The sequence below is a fragment of the Vagococcus martis genome, assembly GCF_002026305.1.
In the GTDB taxonomy this organism is placed as follows: domain Bacteria; phylum Bacillota; class Bacilli; order Lactobacillales; family Vagococcaceae; genus Vagococcus; species Vagococcus martis.
Map to the genome: position 1 here is coordinate 30,629 of NZ_MVAB01000002.1, position 17,870 is coordinate 48,498.

At 29.9% G+C, this 17,870-nt stretch carries 15 protein-coding genes and 4 pseudogenes; 9 read left to right on the top strand and 10 right to left on the bottom strand.

The features are described from left to right. Positions 1–22: 22 nt before the first annotated feature. A pseudogene (locus BW731_RS12150) lies at positions 23–1,171 on the top strand (IS3 family transposase). 54 nt (positions 1,172–1,225) lie between these two features. Here the strand turns inward: BW731_RS12150 and BW731_RS12155 are convergent. The 3 genes from BW731_RS12155 to BW731_RS12680 form a co-directional block, all read right to left on the bottom strand. Further along, on the bottom strand, positions 1,226–1,498 hold the full coding sequence (locus tag BW731_RS12155; RefSeq protein WP_079348668.1) for a type II toxin-antitoxin system RelE family toxin: 273 nt from the start codon (positions 1,496–1,498) through the stop codon (positions 1,226–1,228). 54 nt (positions 1,499–1,552) lie between these two features. Continuing rightward, positions 1,553–1,693: a DUF6290 family protein gene (locus tag BW731_RS12920; RefSeq protein ID WP_233120565.1), complete on the bottom strand. Its 141-nt coding sequence runs from the start codon at positions 1,691–1,693 to the stop codon at positions 1,553–1,555. Positions 1,694–2,483: 790 nt separating this feature from the next. Then, the gene (locus BW731_RS12680) at positions 2,484–2,648 is read right to left on the bottom strand and encodes a GIY-YIG nuclease family protein (protein WP_158080223.1); all 165 of its coding nucleotides are present in this window, start codon (positions 2,646–2,648) and stop codon (positions 2,484–2,486) included. Between the two features lie 224 nt (positions 2,649–2,872). Here BW731_RS12680 and BW731_RS12170 point away from each other — a divergent pair, with 224 nt between their 5' ends. After that, positions 2,873–2,989 (top strand): helix-turn-helix transcriptional regulator, encoded by a 117-nt coding sequence (locus tag BW731_RS12170; RefSeq protein ID WP_079348689.1) that lies wholly within the window; start codon positions 2,873–2,875, stop codon positions 2,987–2,989. Between the two features lie 468 nt (positions 2,990–3,457). After that, a complete protein-coding gene (locus tag BW731_RS12175) occupies positions 3,458–3,979 on the top strand; it encodes a helix-turn-helix domain-containing protein (protein ID WP_079348678.1) in 522 nt (173 codons plus the stop codon). Between the two features lie 1,459 nt (positions 3,980–5,438). Here the strand turns inward: BW731_RS12175 and BW731_RS12925 are convergent. From BW731_RS12925 to BW731_RS12190, 3 genes are all read right to left on the bottom strand, one after another. After that, complete coding sequence (locus BW731_RS12925) at positions 5,439–5,780, bottom strand: hypothetical protein (RefSeq protein ID WP_233120566.1); 342 nt, start codon at positions 5,778–5,780, stop codon at positions 5,439–5,441. Next, on the bottom strand, positions 5,761–6,180 hold the full coding sequence (gene mobV, locus BW731_RS12930; RefSeq protein ID WP_233120567.1) for a MobV family relaxase: 420 nt from the start codon (positions 6,178–6,180) through the stop codon (positions 5,761–5,763). The genes BW731_RS12925 and mobV (BW731_RS12930) overlap by 20 nt, the downstream gene beginning before the upstream one ends. A gap of 331 nt (positions 6,181–6,511) precedes the next feature. Next, entirely contained in the window at positions 6,512–7,222 is a 711-nt protein-coding gene (locus BW731_RS12190) for a replication initiation protein (RefSeq protein WP_332881451.1), read from the bottom strand. A 569-nt stretch (positions 7,223–7,791) separates the two neighbouring features. Between BW731_RS12190 and BW731_RS12195 the strand changes: the two genes are divergently transcribed. The 4 genes and pseudogenes from BW731_RS12195 to BW731_RS12210 all read left to right on the top strand — a co-directional run bounded on the left by BW731_RS12195 (position 7,792) and on the right by BW731_RS12210 (position 12,514). Next, positions 7,792–8,244 carry a DUF536 domain-containing protein gene (locus BW731_RS12195; protein WP_079348684.1) on the top strand — a complete coding sequence of 151 codons (453 nt, stop codon included), beginning with the start codon at positions 7,792–7,794 and terminating at the stop codon, positions 8,242–8,244. Between the two features lie 493 nt (positions 8,245–8,737). Continuing rightward, positions 8,738–9,091, top strand: a pseudogene (locus tag BW731_RS12200) (ArsR/SmtB family transcription factor). 5 nt (positions 9,092–9,096) lie between these two features. Then, positions 9,097–11,216, top strand: a pseudogene (locus BW731_RS12205) (heavy metal translocating P-type ATPase). A 151-nt stretch (positions 11,217–11,367) separates the two neighbouring features. After that, positions 11,368–12,514: pseudogene (locus tag BW731_RS12210) on the top strand (IS3 family transposase). Positions 12,515–12,568: 54 nt separating this feature from the next. Here the strand turns inward: BW731_RS12210 and BW731_RS12215 are convergent. From BW731_RS12215 to BW731_RS12230, 3 genes are all read right to left on the bottom strand, one after another. Next, a complete protein-coding gene (locus BW731_RS12215; RefSeq protein WP_079348668.1) occupies positions 12,569–12,841 on the bottom strand; it encodes a type II toxin-antitoxin system RelE family toxin in 273 nt (90 codons plus the stop codon). Then, positions 12,841–13,062, bottom strand: a complete 222-nt coding sequence (gene relB, locus BW731_RS12220) for a type II toxin-antitoxin system RelB family antitoxin (protein ID WP_079348670.1) — start codon at positions 13,060–13,062, stop codon at positions 12,841–12,843. Before relB ends, BW731_RS12215 begins: the two co-directional genes overlap by 1 nt. Positions 13,063–13,740: 678 nt before the next feature. After that, positions 13,741–14,001 carry a GIY-YIG nuclease family protein gene (locus BW731_RS12230; RefSeq protein ID WP_079348674.1) on the bottom strand — a complete coding sequence of 87 codons (261 nt, stop codon included), beginning with the start codon at positions 13,999–14,001 and terminating at the stop codon, positions 13,741–13,743. A 252-nt stretch (positions 14,002–14,253) separates the two neighbouring features. Between BW731_RS12230 and BW731_RS12235 the strand changes: the two genes are divergently transcribed. Together BW731_RS12235 and BW731_RS12240 are read left to right on the top strand one after the other, a co-directional pair. Next, positions 14,254–14,616: a helix-turn-helix domain-containing protein gene (locus tag BW731_RS12235; RefSeq protein ID WP_143592813.1), complete on the top strand. Its 363-nt coding sequence runs from the start codon at positions 14,254–14,256 to the stop codon at positions 14,614–14,616. Between the two features lie 202 nt (positions 14,617–14,818). Next, positions 14,819–15,091, top strand: a complete 273-nt coding sequence (locus BW731_RS12240; RefSeq protein WP_079348693.1) for a helix-turn-helix transcriptional regulator — start codon at positions 14,819–14,821, stop codon at positions 15,089–15,091. A gap of 1,234 nt (positions 15,092–16,325) precedes the next feature. Here BW731_RS12240 and mobV (BW731_RS12245) read toward each other — a convergent pair. Next, positions 16,326–17,582, bottom strand: a complete 1,257-nt coding sequence (gene mobV / locus BW731_RS12245; protein ID WP_408645973.1) for a MobV family relaxase — start codon at positions 17,580–17,582, stop codon at positions 16,326–16,328. Positions 17,583–17,870: the final 288 nt, after the last annotated feature.

Consider the following 17,870-nt stretch of genomic DNA (forward strand, 5'->3'; position numbering starts at 1 on the left):
ATTTAACGGAGGTGTATTTTTTATGGTTAAAAGGATTGCTTATCCAGTAGAAGTAAAAGAAGAAGCTATAAAAATGAAACTTGAAGGTAAAAACAACATCAGAAATTATGAATAAACTCAACATTCGGAATAAAACTCAGGTGAAAACATGGTGGAAATGGTATAGAAATGGAGAATCTTATCGATTCTCTCAAGGTGTGGGAAAACAATATACTTATGGAAAAGGTAATGAACACTTTTCGCCTTTAGAAGTTCTAGAAAGAGAAAACAAGTACTTGAAACAGGAAATTGATGTTTTTAAAAAAATACAAGGAGTTGGAAAGGATGTGGAAAAAGAAGTATTCATAAATTTAGTTGATTCTTATAAAGGAAAACTATCTATAACATGGTTATGTCACTATTTTAGGATAGCTAGAAGTACTTACTATCGTTGGTCTAAGAAAGAATATGTTGCCGATAATCGAATTAAAATGATTTGAGCAGCTGTGTAAAGAAAACAAGTTCACTTATGGTTATCGAAAAATCACTTTTTTACTTCGTAAAAAGATAAAAGTGAATCATAAAGTTGTTCAGCGTATTATGCAAAAATATGGATGGAGTTGTCAGGTGAAAATAAAGAAAGAAAAACGTCCAGGTTCTATTTATTTTAAAACTACTAATATAATTGATAGAGACTTTAGTTCAAGTAAGCCACTAGAAAAACTAAACAACAGACATCACTTATCTTGATTATGGTCCTAAAAGACTCTATCTTTCTAGCATTATGGATTTGTTTAATGGAGAAATACTTTCTTATACAATAAGTGAAAAACAGGACATATCTTGTGTTTTAGACACACTAAATAAATTACCTAAACTTCCAGATAAATGTATACTTCATTCGGATCAAGGTTCTGTGTATACTTCATATGCTTATTATCACGCAACAAAAGAAAAGAGCATTACCAGAAGTATGTCCCGAAAAGGGACTCCTGCAGATAATGCTCCAATAGAATCGTTTCATTCCATCCTAAAGTCTGAAACGTTCTCATTACACCCAGAGCTTGGAAGCTCTACAATTAGTGTAATTGAAACTGTACAAAATTTCATCAACTATTATAATAAAGAAAGAATTCAACAAAAATACGACTACTTATCTCCAGTTGACTATCGGAAAAAAGTAATCGCATAGGTGTTTTTATTACTGTCTCATTTTAGGGGTTCAGTCCCACAATTATGAGGTCTTTTATTTATATATGTCTCTACGATGACCGATTTCTAAAACTAGAATCGTTATAGTGTCATCATCTATGTTTGCCAACAAACGATAATCTCCTATTCTATATCGCCATTGCCCACTTTTATTACCTACTAATCCTTTTCCGTGAGCTCGAGGAGAATCAGTTCCTTCTAAGTTCTTAGAAATCCAAGATAATATAAGTCTAGCTTGATGTTTATCCATCTTTTTTAGTGATTTTTGAGCATTTTTTTCATACCGAACGGTGTATTTTTTATCCATCATAATCCTAATTCTAGAAGCATATCTTTATGTGAGATACTTTCGTCACTTAATTCATGAGCTTTCATTGCTTTTTTCATATAAAGCCATATCAATTTGATCTTCCAGCCCCTCTAATAATTTAGTCCTAGCCAATTCTGATAAACTTAATCCATTTAAATCAAGCCATAGATTGAATAAATAATTTTTCCTCATCCGTAACTCTAAATGTAACAGTACTCATATAAAAAACCTCCTTGTGTACATTTGTTTTTACATTCTTATTGTATTACAAATGTATACAAGGAGTCAAATTTATAATAGTTAACATAAATCAAGTTATACGGAGTTCATAGTTTTGAAGTGACGTTAATATGGGCATTGTATAAATGAACTATATCACTTAGGTAAATAGCTACCTTTCAGAAGCATAAGGGTGGATTTTGTTATATGCCAGTAATAAGTAAATCTTGATAATAATTAAATAAAACAACCTCATAATAATCGTCACGTAAGGATATACTTTTAAAAATAGGATATCTACTATATCTTTTAATTGTTTTTTACTTCTAGATCTAAATTAGGGTAAAATGAAATCAATTTTTTTTCTAGCACATTTTCTTCTATGCTTAAAATTTTTGATAATTCTTTTATACTAAAACTTATTTTATTTGAAAAAACTATAAGCGATAGTATTTACCAAAATAATAGATAATAAATCTATTTGAAGTTGAGTATAATTTTCTATGATTTTATATATTGTTTTTTCATATTCTCTATTTATGATTTCATCATCTAAATTTATTTTAATAATTTCTTTATCATAATGAGTTATATCATTGCGATTGAAATTATTCCTAGCGCATATAAAGTTAATAAAATTTAGAGAATCTTCATCAGTCATTGTAGGTTAGGAATAGTCGCCTAGGTTTTGATTTGGTTAAAATAAACCCAATGTCTTCTGCATGCCAAATAAAATCTTTTTCTAAAGCTAGTGCTTCATCTTCTAGCAACCCATCAATAAATATTTTTGATACACAACCTCTTTTATTCGCAATTCTATCATGGCTGAGTTCCTATTATTGTTGTTAAGTCTACCTCCAGACCCCTTTCCAATATAAAATAAAGTACCATCATCAGTGTAGTGACCATAAACATAATATCTATACATAATAAGTCCCCTTTTAGAAAGATTATATCAAACAAGTTCTCTAGAACGTTTCTTAAGACTCAAAAATTATCATGATTTACATAACTGGTTAGTATACCAAGTTAACTTATTATCATATTTTGAAGTCAAAATAGCTTTACATTGCTATAATATCAATAAATGTAAGCTATCTTTGATGGAGGATACATAGAATATAACTAAGTAATGAGTAAAGGAGAACGGAAATGAATATTGGAGAAACAATAAAAATTAAACGTAAAGATTTGAAGTTAACTCAAGATGAAACTGGCAGAAAAATTCATGTATCGAGACAAACAATATCTAGTTGGGCAGAATTCTAAAAGTTTACCTGACGTCACAAGTTTAATTTTATTGAGCGATGTTTATGAAATCTCTTTAGATGAATTAATAAAGGAGTATATTACTATGATTAAGAAATTGGAAGTTAAAGAAAGCAAAGAAGGACTAAATTCAAAATTTATAATTAACAATGTATTAAATCTATTATTACTTATACTGATGCAATATTAAAAAAATATAGGCTTACAATAGTTTCGTTCTTTTTTTATTACAGTGATAATTTTGGTAAATACAGTACCAGTTATAGTTGAGGCTATCAAATATAAAAAGATTTCTGAAAAAACAAAAAATAGTTATTTAACTGTTAGGTAGACATAATCTGATATTATTCTTAGTTGAAAATACTATTAAATCAATAAAGGAAAAGACTTTCTAATGACTTTTACAGCAATATGAAATAGATTAGAAAGAGAAATAAAAACTCAAATGATAAATTGTAGTGAAGATAAATGACAATAGGGCAAGTGTTGAAAGAGAAACGGAAAGAGTATCAATTAACTCAAGAGCAATTGGCTGAAAAAATATATGTAACAAATAGGACAGTATCTAATTGGGAAACTGGTAAAACAACTCCTGATATTGATAGTCTCATTCGACTATCTGCTCTATTTGATTTATCTTTGGATAACTTATTATTGGAGGGATCAGATATCGTGGAAAACATCAAAAAAATTGAAGCTGCTAAAATCGCAAAAAAATACTTTACTTTCAGTTGGTTAACTAACATAGTTTTTGTTTTAATACTAGGCACACAAAAATTATATGGTGATTTATCAACTGTAGCTTTTGTTTTACTAACTCTTGGAATTATTTTAAATAGTTTCACTATGTTTTATTTTGCTAAAGAAGTGAAAGTAACAAATGAGAATAAAAGCCCATATCAGATATTAAAAACTGAAAATAAATGGTTGTTGATTCCAGTAATATTAATATTAGTTTTAGTATTATGGCTTACCCTTTTTGCTAGGTGATTAATTCCATTTAAAAGCCCTCAGAATCGATTCTGAGGGCTTTTTATCAATTGTTTGGACATTCCTAGCAGATACTTGAAAAATCATTCTAGGTTCACATAATGGCAATTATACGATGTTCATTTTAAAAGCATAAAGATAGATAAGCATAGTAAAATTAACCCAATTATCAAAACGATAACAGCAGTTGATTTTCCTATATTTTTATCTGTTTCATTAGGTTTATCAGAGTTCCTGACTAAATTTGCCCAGCTTAAATCTTTTTTTACACCCAATTGATAAGATATATAAAATAAAATAAAACTTAAAATAAGGAATGTATATTTTGTAGGTACATTAAAAATAGCTATTAATATAAAAAACAAAAAATTAGCTAAAATACAATTACCCTCCGTCATGGTGTACTAAATCAAGGTTAGTTTACATAACTGGTGATTATGAAGTTACTTTTTGATATTATGGTACAATAAATAAAAAAAGAATGGAGAGATTTTTATGTCAGAAAAAGAATTATTAAAATCAGAAAAGCTCCGAATAAAAAATGATAAATTACGTGCAAAAGGTAAACCCTTTGAAAGGTTCAAACCCAATGGTTAATACTGGAATGGTTGGAATTAACAAAGCGAACATAGGAATTACAGATAAAAACAATTCAAATTATATGGCGAATCCCAATTTTAAAAAGAGAATTAGTTATTTAATACCTTAGTTAACATAATCACCATTTTAAGAAGCTGTAGAGGTACCAACGGATTCAACTCGCAAGATTGTGAATCTTAAAAGGTCTACCTCAAATAAAAAAAGAAGCCTTAGAAATAAGGCTTCTTTTTTATGAAGATAGTGAAATTTGAAAATCATTTTGAGGGGGTTTTGTTATTTTAAAATTAATATTACTAGTAAACATTAATTTTTTTTAGCGAGACATTCCTCTACTTTTTTGTTGCTCTATCTGTTTTTCTCGTGTGATTAATTGTTTTAACCACGTTGTTAACTGCTGAATCCATTGAGTTAAGCGATTTTCAGGGATATATCGCTTAATTTTATTTTCTTCAAGAGTCTCCTTCCAGTCTGAACACTCATAAGAATCTCGTGTTTTTCGTCATGCTCGAGTTTGTCTAAAATAATTCGACCTTCATATTCTACTTGCGACATAGAAAAGTCAGTTTTTCCCATATCTTTTAATAAACTTTTCAGAACTCTATTGTTGTCCCTTACTTGTAGTGTGTGTTCTTGTGTTTCTTCTAAGTCTTGCTTCAGATGTCTATTTTCTTGTTTTAAATGATTAATCTGATTGTCACGACCTTCTAATTGGAAGGTGTGTTTCTCTATTTTTTCAGTTAAATTTTTGACCTTTTTATTTAGGTTATAATTAGTTTTTTTAGTTAATTCAGCTTCTTTTTGAACCCACCCATAAACTCTTTTAAATGAGTTAAATTTTTGGTATCAACAATCGTTTTTCCTAAAAATGTTTTTTCAATTGATTGGTTAAATGAGTCCATTGATCTTGAACGTCGTACACGTTTTGAGTCGAGACACCTATATTTTTAACTTCTTTTATTTTTTTATTGATATGCTCTTTTCTTTGAGATAGCTCTGTTTCTTTTTCAGCGATTTCTTTTGCCATTTTTTTGATGATTTTAACGTCATCAATGCCAATTGTTTGATTGTTTAAAATTCCTTCCTGGTAAATGTGAGGAATTTGTTGTTTGAGATACTTATCCAGGTCTTGATGAAAAGAAGATAGTTCTTTCCTAGTTAAGACCTCTTTGGCAGAGACTTTCTCACGTTGCTTTTTTTTCATCAAAAACAACAGGAATAAAGGCATAATGCAAGTGAGGTGTCGTTTCATCATGATGAACGGTTGCTGATAATACATTTTGACTACCGTATCGTTCATTCAGAAAATCAACTGTCGCTTTAAAAAACTCTTTTTGAGTACTCATTGTCTCTTGTTCAAGTGATTTAGGAAGTGTCACAATCCAGTCAGCCATAACTTTAACGTCAGCACGATTAAAGCAATAGACTTCAGCTAACCTATTTTTTAACCGTTGATTCATATCGCCTTCTTTATCACACAAATCATAATTCAAATAAGTTCGTTCTGAATCAATATCAGGGTTAGAATGATTGGTTGTTTTTCTTTCAATGTGAATGGACAATCCGTTCACAGAACCTTGAGTAAATTTTTCAACGTGAGCCATGAGAAAACCTCCTAAATAAGTTGAGTTCATCATAGCATGGTTAGAAGACCAATTCAATTTGGTATAGCTCGTTATAACCAAAATAGATTTTGGCACTCGGTCTGCGACGCATTTCGACTGTTTCCAGTCGAGCTAAAACGTTCAGATAAAATCGCCTTTAGGCAATTTATGATCTTCTCTTTTTTAGCGTACAGCTGTCCAAATTGTTTCCAATTTAGACTCGCTGCTTTTTATCTATCAACGGTGGCTAGATTGCCAATGGTTGATAGATAAAAAAAGAACCTACTAAGGTTCTCTCAAAATCTAAATAGATGTATCTGTAATCATGATTTCATAGCCAACCACTTTTCGCCCTCTTTTTTGTGTGGTAACGAAAAAATTCGCATGCAATCTTTTCTTCCAATTCTTCGATAGAGCGTGTAATAACTTTTTGAAAAAATTGTCCTGCAGGCATACGAGAATCTTTACCTAAAAACCATGACTGCCAACTTTCTAAATCAGCAGAAATAGTTGTATATTTTTCTCTACCTCTTCTATGAGATTCCCAAAGCTTTAACATAATTAGTGAATACTTCCCGTTAATTCTAGAAAGTTCATTTAATCTAAAACTATAAAAATGTTCTTTCAAATCAAAAACTAAAGGAGCAGCATCTTCAGAAAATTTAAATCTAACAACACCATTCTCTAAAAATTTAATTCTAGAAAATAATTGAGTCATTAAAATACCACTTACACCATCTTCAACTATAGGTAAATACAAAGCAGTATTTTCATTTAGTTTTTTAAAAGCTTTAGCAATCCTAGTATATGAATCGCCTGAAGTATTAAGATTAAAATGTTTAATGATTTCCAATGCTGATACTTCATATTCATCATCTAATTTAGAGTCTTTTGTAACATAGCTAAAACAGTAATCAAGAACACGTTGTTCAAAAGATTTTAAGCCACCAAACGACTTAGCTAAATCATTTCCTTGAACTACTAAGTAATCTTGACGTGCTAATAAATCTTTTATTGCTAGCTCGGCTTTCTTGTTTTTCAAATTATACACCTCTATTCATCTGATTATGTAATAATACCAAAAAAACAGAATAAATACAAACAAGGTATTTATAACGTGGAAAATGGTATTTATAACGTGGAAAATGGTATTTATAACGTGGAAAATGGTATTTATGACGTGGAAAATGGTATTTATAACCTCTGAAAGCATTGATATTAGTGCGTTTTGAAAGACCCTAAAGTATTTAAAAGTATTTAAAAGTATTCTTTAAAGTATTTACTTAGTAGGATAAGCAATTATTTTTTTAATTTCTTTTGAAAAAAGTTAACTAAAAAACAATTAAAAAAGGAGTGAGAGAAAACCACTCTCACATTTTACTTGCAGCAGTCGCTATACGCTCCTTTGCTAAAAAAAATAAAACCTTTCTTTAAAGGATTCTTTTTATATGCTTAAAAACGAGTTTTAAGAGCTTTTAAGCATAAACTAGATAAATACGTTATACTTTCTTTAAAACGTCTTACAGACGGTCAGGGCAAGCCCTAACAACCCAAAAGCAGATAAAGAGTATTAAGATATTAGTTATTCTTTCTGAAGGAGTTACTATTAAGATGAAAAATGAAGAATATAAAACAATAAAAGAACTAGCAGATGACTTAGGTGTGACCAAACAAACAGTCCAATATCATTACAAATCTTTTGCCGACAAAGAAACAGTATTAAGCGACAAAGGAGCGATATTGTTAGATAACCGTTTACAATCACTTTTGTCAGAAAAAATCGGCAAAAAGAATATAGAGAAACCGACAAAAGAATCAGCAAACTATACAGCAAAGAAACAATTAATATCTAAAGAATTAGAACTTTTAAAAGAAGAATTGAATAATAAAGATGAGATAATAACTGAATTATTAGAGAGTCAGAAAAATCTTCAAAAATTACTAGATCAGCAACAGGTTTTAACATTGCAAGCTAATCAAAAAATAGAGCAATTAGAAATGAACCTAGCAGAATCTGAGGAAAAAGAAAAATTATCTTTATGGCAACGTTTATTTAGAAAATAAGATTCTCGCAAATATGATATATTATTAATGGCACTTAGCCCATTTCATTTTGAAAGGGGTGCTAGATACATGCTTGATAAACATATTCTCGTTATTCATCACGACTGTTTTTTACAACAGTAACAACAGTTATAACTAAAAAGTTATTAAATCGTTGGTTTGACGATAAAGATGATGAATAAAGGCATGAGTGCCAACAAACCCACTCGTTAGAGTCGCACTAACGAAAAAAAAAGCCACTACCTGTGATGAGGTAGTGGCTTTTGTGCTAGATACACTAACACATATTCTCGTTTTCGCACCTTCATTATATCATGACTTTAAATTTCAATCAAAATACTTAATTTAAAGTACTGGTAATATTAAAAGTGACTAACATAAATCAAATTATACCTAGTGAAATCAAAGACAATCAAACTTGTACTTGATTATTACAAATCTGTTTATATATAATCAAGTATGAACTTGAATGAGTGATTTTGGAGGAATAAACGTGACAAATGAAATATGTGAGATTACTTGTATTCATGAGGAGCAAGTAACTAATTTCAAAAGAGAGATTAAAAAATACTAATAGCAAAAGATCTAAGTTCTTTATTTAAAATTTTATCAGATGAAAATAGATTCAAAAATATTACATGCTTTAGCTTATGAAGATCAACTATGTGTATGTGACGTAGCCAATATTATTGGAGCAACTATGGCAAATACATCACATCATTTGCAATCATTAAAAAAATTAGGTGTTGTAGATAGTAAAAAAATAGGCAAATTAGTTTATTATTTTAGTTCTGATGATAGGATTGTTGAATTGATAAATTTAGGAAAAACAACTAGAACAGGGTGATAGCTATGAGTAAAGAAACTTCTAGTAAAACATATCGAGTAGAGGGATTAAGCTGTACGAATTGTGCTGCTAAATTTGAAAAAAATGTTAAAAGTATTGAAGGTGTAACAGATGCAAAAGTAAACTTTGGTGCTGGAAAAATTAAAGTTGAGGGAACATCTTCCATTCAAGAAATTAAGTCTGCTGGAGCTTTTGAAAATCTAATTATTCAAGATGAGGACAATCAAGAATCTGAAGGGGGACAGAAAGACTCTTTCTTGAAACGTAATTGGAAATTAGTTATTTCAGTAATATTAATAGCGATAGCTTTTTATTTTAGAGCTACTGTAGGCGAGAATGATATCATAACTAAAAGCTTATTTATATCAGCCATCGTTATTGTGGATTTAGTTTATTTACAGAAGGAATTAAGGATTTACTTAAATTAAACTTTTCAATGGAAGTTTTAATGACAGTAGCAATTATTAGGCGCATCAATTATAGGTGAATGGGCTGAAGGTTCTATTGTAGTTATCTTATTCGCTGTTAGTGAAGCCCTTGAACGATTTTCAATGGATAGAGCAAGACAATCTATTCGTTCGTTAATGGATATAGCACCAAAAGAAGCTTTGATTAGAAGAAATAACGAAGAAAAAATGATAAATGTTTCTGATATTCAAATAGGAGATATTATGATTATTAAACCAGGGCAAAAAATAGCTATGGATGGGGTAGTCATTAAAGGACATTCTGCTGTTAATCAAGCAGCAATAACGGGTGAGTCTGTTCCAATTGAAAAACAAATTAAGGACGAAATTTTTGCAGGAACTTTAAATAAAGAGGGAATTTTAGAAGTGGAAGTGACTAAACATGTTAATGATACAACCATTGCTAAAATCATTCATTTAGTGGAAGAAGCACAAGGAGAACGAGCACCTGCACAAGCATTCGTTGATAACTTTGCTAAATACTATACCCCTTCTATCATGGCTATTTCGGCTTTAATTATCATTATTCCACCATTGTTTTTTGGTGGTGATTGGAATAAGTGGTTGTACCAGGGTTTATCACTATTAGTAGTTGGTTGTCCTTGTTCATTAGTTATCTCAACACCTGTTTCAATCGTTTCAGCTATTGGAAATTCAGCTAAAAATGGTGTGCTGGTAAAAGGAGGTATTTATCTCGAAGAAATCGGAGGATTAAAAGCAATCGCTTTTGATAAAACAGGGACTTTAACCAAAGGAACGCCTTCTGTAACAGACTTTGTTGTAAGTGACACAAATCAAGAAAATCAGTACTTATCTATCATTTCAGCGTTAGAAATACTTTCTCAACATCCTTTAGCTTCAGCCATTCTTAAAGAAGCTGATAGAAGAGAGTCAAACTATCAAATGATCGATATTATGAATTTTAAATCAGTAACTGGTAAAGGAATTAAAGGTGATTATCAAGGTACAACTTATTTTGTTGGAAGTCCTAAATTATTTGATTCAGAATTAATTAGGCAAGCTAGTGTCATGAAAAATTATGAGAAGTTACAAGAGCAAGGAAAAACCGTCATGATTTTTGGAACAGCACAAAATATTTTGGCAATTATCGCAGTTGCTGATGAATTAAGAAAGTCAAGTTCAGAAGTAATCGCTAAGCTTCATCAGTTAGGTATTGAACATACAATTATGTTAACTGGTGACAATATCAGAACAGCTAAATCAATTGGAGAACAAGTTTGGTGTGACAGACATTAAAGGTGATTTAATGCCACAAGATAAGTTAGATTATATTAAAGAGCTTAAAGAAAAGTATGGAAAAGTGGCTATGGTAGGAGACGGAGTAAATGATGCTCCTGCGTTAGCATCAGCAACTGTTGGGATTGCAATGGGTGGGGCTGGAACGGACACTGCTTTAGAAAACAGCTGATGTTGCCTTAATGGGTGATGATTTACAAAAGTTACCGTTTATTGTTAATCTTAGTCGAAAAACATTAAAAATTATAAAACAAAATATTACTTTCTCTTTAAGCATTAAATTCTTAGCTTTATTGCTAATTATTCCAGGATGGTTATCACTTTGGATTGCTATTGTTGCAGATATGGGAGCAACTTTATTAGTAACACTTAATGGATTGAGATTGATGAAACAGAAGTAAGAAATAGTTATTTATCTCGTTGATTAACATAATCAAATATTTATACGAAGTAAAAAGACCTCAACAAGGAACTGACCCCAAAAGATGAGACAAATATAAAAACACCCCTGTTGAATTCATGTAAAATGAATTTAACGGAGGTGTATTTTTTATGGTTAAAAGGATTGCTTATCCAGTAGAAGTAAAAGAAGAAGCTATAAAAATGAAACTTGAAGGTAAAAACAACATCAGAAATTATGAATAAACTCAACATTCGGAATAAAACTCAGGTGAAAACATGGTGGAAATGGTATAGAAATGGAGAATCTTATCGATTCTCTCAAGGTGTGGGAAAACAATATACTTATGGAAAAGGTAATGAACACTTTTCGCCTTTAGAAGTTCTAGAAAGAGAAAACAAGTACTTGAAACAGGAAATTGATGTTTTAAAAAAATACAAGGAGTTGGAAAGGATGTGGAAAAAAGAAGTATTCATAAATTTAGTTGATTCTTATAAAGGAAAACTATCTATAACATGGTTATGTCACTATTTTAGGATAGCTAGAAGTACTTACTATCGTTGGTCTAAGAAAGAATATGTTGCCGATAATCGAATTAAAATGATTGAGCAGCTGTGTAAAGAAAACAAGTTCACTTATGGTTATCGAAAAATCACTTTTTTACTTCGTAAAAAGATAAAAGTGAATCATAAAGTTGTTCAGCGTATTATGCAAAAATATGGATGGAGTTGTCAGGTGAAAATAAAGAAAGAAAAACGTCCAGGTTCTATTTATTTTAAAACTACTAATATAATTGATAGAGACTTTAGTTCAAGTAAGCCACTAGAAAAACTAACAACAGACATCACTTATCTTGATTATGGTCCTAAAAGACTCTATCTTTCTAGCATTATGGATTTGTTTAATGGAGAAATACTTTCTTATACAATAAGTGAAAAACAGGACATATCTTGTGTTTTAGACACACTAAATAAATTACCTAACTTCCAGATAAATGTATACTTCATTCGGATCAAGGTTCTGTGTATACTTCATATGCTTATTATCACGCAACAAAAGAAAAGAGCATTACCAGAAGTATGTCCCGAAAAGGGACTCCTGCAGATAATGCTCCAATAGAATCGTTTCATTCCATCCTAAAAGTCTGAAACGTTCTCATTACACCCAGAGCTTGGAAGCTCTACAATTAGTGTAATTGAAACTGTACAAAATTTCATCAACTATTATAATAAAGAAAGAATTCAACAAAAATACGACTACTTATCTCCAGTTGACTATCGGAAAAAAGTAATCGCATAGGTGTTTTTATTACTGTCTCATTTTAGGGGTTCAGTCCCACAATTATGAGGTCTTTTATTTATATATGTCTCTACGATGACCGATTTCTAAAACTAGAATCGTTATAGTGTCATCATCTATGTTTGCCAACAAACGATAATCTCCTATTCTATATCGCCATTGCCCACTTTTATTACCTACTAATCCTTTTCCGTGAGCTCGAGGAGAATCAGTTCCTTCTAAGTTCTTAGAAATCCAAGATAATATAAGTCTAGCTTGATGTTTATCCATCTTTTTTAGTGATTTTTGAGCATTTTTTTCATACCGAACGGTGTATTTTTTATCCATCATAATCCTAATTCTAGAAGCATATCTTTATGTGAGATACTTTCGTCACTTAATTCATGAGCTTTCATTGCTTTTTCATATAAAGCCATATCAATTTGATCTTCCAGCCCCTCTAATAATTTAGTCCTAGCCAATTCTGATAAACTTAATCCATTTAAATCAGCCATAGATTGAATAAATAATTTTTCCTCATCCGTAACTCTAAATGTAACAGTACTCATATAAAAAACCTCCTTGTGTACATTTGTTTTACATTCTTATTGTATTAACAAATGTATACAAGGAGTCAAATTTATAATAGTTAACATAAATCAAGTTATACGGAGTTCATAGTTTTTGAAGTGACGTTAATATGGGCCATTGTATAAATGAACTATATCACTTAGGTAAATAGCTACCTTTTCAGAAGCATAAGGGTGGATTTTGTTATATGCAGTAATAAGTAAATCTTGATAATAATTAAATAAAAACAACCTCATAATAATCGTCACGTAAGGATATAACTTTTAAAAATAGGATATCTACTATATCTTTTAATTGTTTTTAACTTCTAGATCTAAATTAGAGTGGTAAAATGAAAATCAATTTTTTTTTCTAGCACATTTTTCTTCTATGCTTAAAATTTTTTGATAATTCTTTATATACTAAAACTTATTTTATTTGAAAAACTATAAGCGATAGTATTTACCAAAATAATAGATAATAAAATCTATTTGAAGTTGAGTATAATTTTCTATGATTTTATATATTGTTTTTTCATATTCTCTATTTATGATTTCATCATCTAAATTTATTTTAATAATTTCTTTATCATAATGAGTTATATCATTGCGATTGAAATTATTCCTAGCGCATATAAAGTTAATAAAATTTAGAGAATCTTCATCAGTCATTGTAGGTTAGGAATAGTCGCCTAGGTTTTGATTGGTTAAAATAAACCCAATGTCTTCTGCATGCCAAATAAAATCTTTTTCTAAAGCTAGTGCTTCATCTTCTAGCAACCCATCAATAAATATTTTTGATACACAACCTCTTTTATTCGCAATTCTATCATGGGCTGAGTTCCTATTATTGTTGTTAAGTCTACCTCCAGACCCCTTTCCAATATAAAATAAAGTACCATCATCAGTGTAGTGACCATAAACATAATATCTATACATAATAAGTCCCCTTTTAGAAAGATTATATCAAACAAGTTCTCTAGAACGTTCTTAAGACTCAAAAAATTATCATGATTTACATAACTGGTTAGTTATACCAAGTTAAACTTATTATCATATTTTTGAAGTCAAAATAGCTTTACATTGCTATAATATCAATAAATGTAAGCTATCTTTGATGGAGGATACATAGAATATCAACTAAGGTAATGAGTAAGGAGAACGGAATGAATATTGGAGAAACAATAAAAAATTAAACGTAAAGATTTGAAGTTAACTCAAGATGAACTGGCAGAAAAAATTCATGTATCGAGACAAACAATATCTAGTTGGGAGAATTCTAAAAGTTTACCTGACGTCACAAGTTTAATTTTATTGAGCGATGTTTATGAAATCTCTTTAGATGAATTAATAAAAGGAGATATTACTATGATTAAGAAATTGGAAGTTAAAGAAAGCAAAGAAGGACTAAATTCAAAATTTATAATTAAACAATGTATTAAATCTATTATTACTTATACTGATCAATTATTAAAAAATATAGGCTACAATAGTTTCGTTTCTTTTTTTATTACAGTGATAATTTTGGTAAATACAAGTACCAGTTATAGTTGAGGCTATCAAATATAAAAAGATTTTCTGAAAAAAACAAAAAATAGTTATTTAACTGTTAGGTAGACATAATCTGATATTATTCTTAGTTGAAAATACTATTAAATCAATAAAGGAAAAGACTTTCTAATGACTTTTACAGCAATATGAAATAGATTAGAAAGAGAAATAAAAAACTCAAATGATAAATTGTAGGTGAAGATAAATGACAATAGGGCAAGTGTTGAAAGAGAAACGGAAAGAGTATCAATTAACTCAAGAGCAATTGGCTGAAAAAATATATGTAACAAATAGGACAGTATCTAATTGGGAAACTGGTAAAACAACTCCTGATATTGATAGTCTCATTCGACTATCTGCTCTATTTGATTTATCTTTGGATAACTTATTATTGGAGGGATCAGATATCGTGGGAAAACATCAAAAAAAATTGAAGCTGCTAAAATCGCAAAAAAATACTTTACTTTCAGTTGGTTAACTAACATAGTTTTGTTTTAATACTAGGCACACAAAAATTTATATGGTGATTTATCAACTGTAGCTTTTGTTTTACTAACTCTTGGAATTATTTTAAATAGTTTTCACTATGTTTTTATTTTGCTAAAGAAGTGAAAGTAACAAATGAGAATAAAAGCCCATATCAGATAATTTAAAAAACTGAAAATAAATGGTTGTTGATTCCAGTAATATTAATATTAGTTTTTAGTATTATGGCTTTTACCCTTTTGCTAGGTGATTAATTCCATTTTAAAAGCCCTCAGAAATCGATTCTGAGTGGCTTTTTATCAATTGTTTGGACAATTTCCTAGCAGCATACTTGAAAAATCATTCTAGGTTCACATAATGGCAATTATACGATGGTTCATTTTAAAAGCATAAAGATAGATAAGCATAGTTAAAATTAACCCAATTATCAAAACGATAACAGCAGTTGATTTTCCTATATTTTTATCTGTTTCATTTAGGTTATATCAGAGTTCCTGACTAAAATTTGCCCAGCTTAAATCTTTTTTTTACACCCAATTGATAAGATATATAAAATAAAAATAAACTTAAAATAAGGAATGTATATTTTGTAGGTACATTAAAAATAATAGCTATTAATATAAATAAGACAAAACTTATTATGGTAATTACTCTATTCATAACAATCACCCTCTTTCAAATCCTATATATTAATTATATCATGGTGTACTAAATCAAGGTTAGTTTACATAACTGGTGATTATACGAAGTTACTTTTTGATATTATGGTACAATAAATAAAAAAAGAATGGAGAGATTTTTATGTCAGAAAAAGAATTATTAAAATCAGAAAAGCTCCGAATAAAAAAATGATAAATTACGTGCAAAAGGTAAAGACCCTTTGAAAGGTTCAAACCCAATGGTTAATACTGGAATGGTTGGAATTAACAAAAGCGAACATAGGAATTACAGATAAAAACAATTCAAATTATATGGCGAATCCCAATTTTAAAAAAGAGAATTAGTTATTTAATACCTTAGTTAACATAATCACCATTTTAAGAAGCTGTAGAGGTACCAACGGATTCAACTCGCAAGATTGTGAATCTTAAAAGGTCTACCTCAAAATAAAAAAAGAAGCCTTAGAAATAAGGCTTTTTTTTTTATGAAGATAGTGAAATTTGAAAATCATTTTGAGGGGGTTTTGTTATTTTTAAAATTAATATTACTAGTAACATTAATTTTTTTTAGCGAGACATTCCTCTACTTTTTTGTTGCTCTATCTGTTTTTCTCGTGTGATTAATTGTTTTAACCACGTTGTTAACTGCTGAATCCATTGAGTTAAGCGATTTTCAGGGATATATCGCTTAATTTTATTTTCTTCAAGAGTCTCCTTCCAGTCTGAACACTCATAAGAATCTCGTGGTTTTTCGTCATGCTCGAGTTTGTCTAAAATAATTCGACCTTCATATTCTACTTGCGACATAGAAAAGTCAGTTTTTCCCATATCTTTTAATAAACTTTTCAGAACTCTATTGTTGTCCCTTACTTGTAGTGTGTGTTCTTGTGTTTCTTCTAAGTCTTGCTTCAGATGTCTATTTTCTTGTTTTAAATGATTAATCTGATTGTCACGACCTTCTAATTGGAAGGTGTGTTTCTCTATTTTTTCAGTTAAATTTTTGACCTTTTTATTTAGGTTATAATTAGTTTTTTTAGTTAATTCAGCTTCTTTTTGAACCCCACCCATAAACTCTTTTAAATGAGTTAAATTTTTGGTATCAACAATCGTTTTTCCTAAAAATGTTTTTTCAAATTGATTGGTTAAATGAGTCCATTGATCTTGAACGTCGTACACGTTTTGAGTCGAGACACCTATATTTTTAACTTCTTTTATTTTTTTATTGATATGCTCTTTTCTTTGAGATAGCTCTGTTTCTTTTTCAGCGATTTCTTTTGCCATTTTTTTGATGATTTTAACGTCATCAATGCCAATTGTTTGATTGTTTAAAATTCCTTCCTGGTAAATGTGAGGAATTTGTTGTTTGAGATACTTATCCAGGTCTTGATGAAAAGAAGATAGTTCTTTCCTAGTTAAGACCTCTTTGGCAGAGACTTTCTCACGTTGCTTTTTTTCATCAAAAAACAACAGAATAAAGGCATAATGCAAGTGAGGTGTCGTTTCATCATGATGAACGGTTGCTGATAATACATTTTGACTACCGTATCGTTCATTCAGAAAATCAACTGTCGCTTTAAAAAACTCTTTTTGAGTACTCATTGTCTCTTGTTCAAGTGATTTAGGAAGTGTCACAATCCAGTCAGCCATAACTTTAACGTCAGCACGATTAAAGCAATAGACTTCAGCTAACCTATTTTTTAACCGTTGATTCATATCGCCTTCTTTATCACACAAATCATAATTCAAATAAGTTCGTTCTGAATCAATATCAGGGTTAGAATGATTGGTTGTTTTTCTTTCAATGTGAATGGACAATCCGTTCACAGACCTTGAGTAAATTTTTCAACGTGAGCCATGAGAAAACCTCCTAAATAAGTTGAGTTCATCATAGCATGGTTAGAAGACCAATTCAATTTGGTATAGCTCGTTATACCAAAATAGATTTTGGCACTCGGTCTGCGACGCATTTCGACTGTTTCCAGTCGAGCTAAAACGTTCAGATAAAATCGCCTTTAGGCAATTTATGATCTTCTCTTTTTTAGCGTACAGCTGTCCAAATTGTTTCCAATTTAGACTCGCTGCTTTTTATCTATCAACGGTGGCTAGATTGCC

Bases quoted from the DNA above. Each gene is read 5' to 3' on its own strand.
- relB (WP_079348670.1), bottom strand. From the start codon at position 13,062: ATGAGTACTGTTACATTTAGAGTTACGGATGAGGAAAAATTATTTATT.
- BW731_RS12155 (WP_079348668.1), bottom strand. From the start codon at position 1,498: ATGGATAAAAAATACACCGTTCGGTATGAAAAAAATGCTCAAAAATCA.
- mobV (WP_233120567.1), bottom strand. From the start codon at position 6,180: ATGGCTCACGTTGAAAAATTTACTCAAGGTTCTGTGAACGGATTGTCC.
- BW731_RS12925 (WP_233120566.1), bottom strand. From the start codon at position 5,780: ATGAAAAAAAAGCAACGTGAGAAAGTCTCTGCCAAAGAGGTCTTAACT.
- BW731_RS12215 (WP_079348668.1), bottom strand. From the start codon at position 12,841: ATGGATAAAAAATACACCGTTCGGTATGAAAAAAATGCTCAAAAATCA.
- BW731_RS12175 (WP_079348678.1), top strand. From the start codon at position 3,458: ATGACAATAGGGCAAGTGTTGAAAGAGAAACGGAAAGAGTATCAATTA.
- BW731_RS12195 (WP_079348684.1), top strand. From the start codon at position 7,792: ATGAAAAATGAAGAATATAAAACAATAAAAGAACTAGCAGATGACTTA.
- BW731_RS12240 (WP_079348693.1), top strand. From the start codon at position 14,819: ATGACAATAGGGCAAGTGTTGAAAGAGAAACGGAAAGAGTATCAATTA.
- BW731_RS12170 (WP_079348689.1), top strand. From the start codon at position 2,873: ATGAATATTGGAGAAACAATAAAAATTAAACGTAAAGATTTGAAGTTA.
- BW731_RS12680 (WP_158080223.1), bottom strand. From the start codon at position 2,648: ATGTATAGATATTATGTTTATGGTCACTACACTGATGATGGTACTTTA.
- BW731_RS12230 (WP_079348674.1), bottom strand. From the start codon at position 14,001: ATGTATAGATATTATGTTTATGGTCACTACACTGATGATGGTACTTTA.
- BW731_RS12920 (WP_233120565.1), bottom strand. From the start codon at position 1,693: ATGAGGAAAAATTATTTATTCAATCTATGGCTTGATTTAAATGGATTA.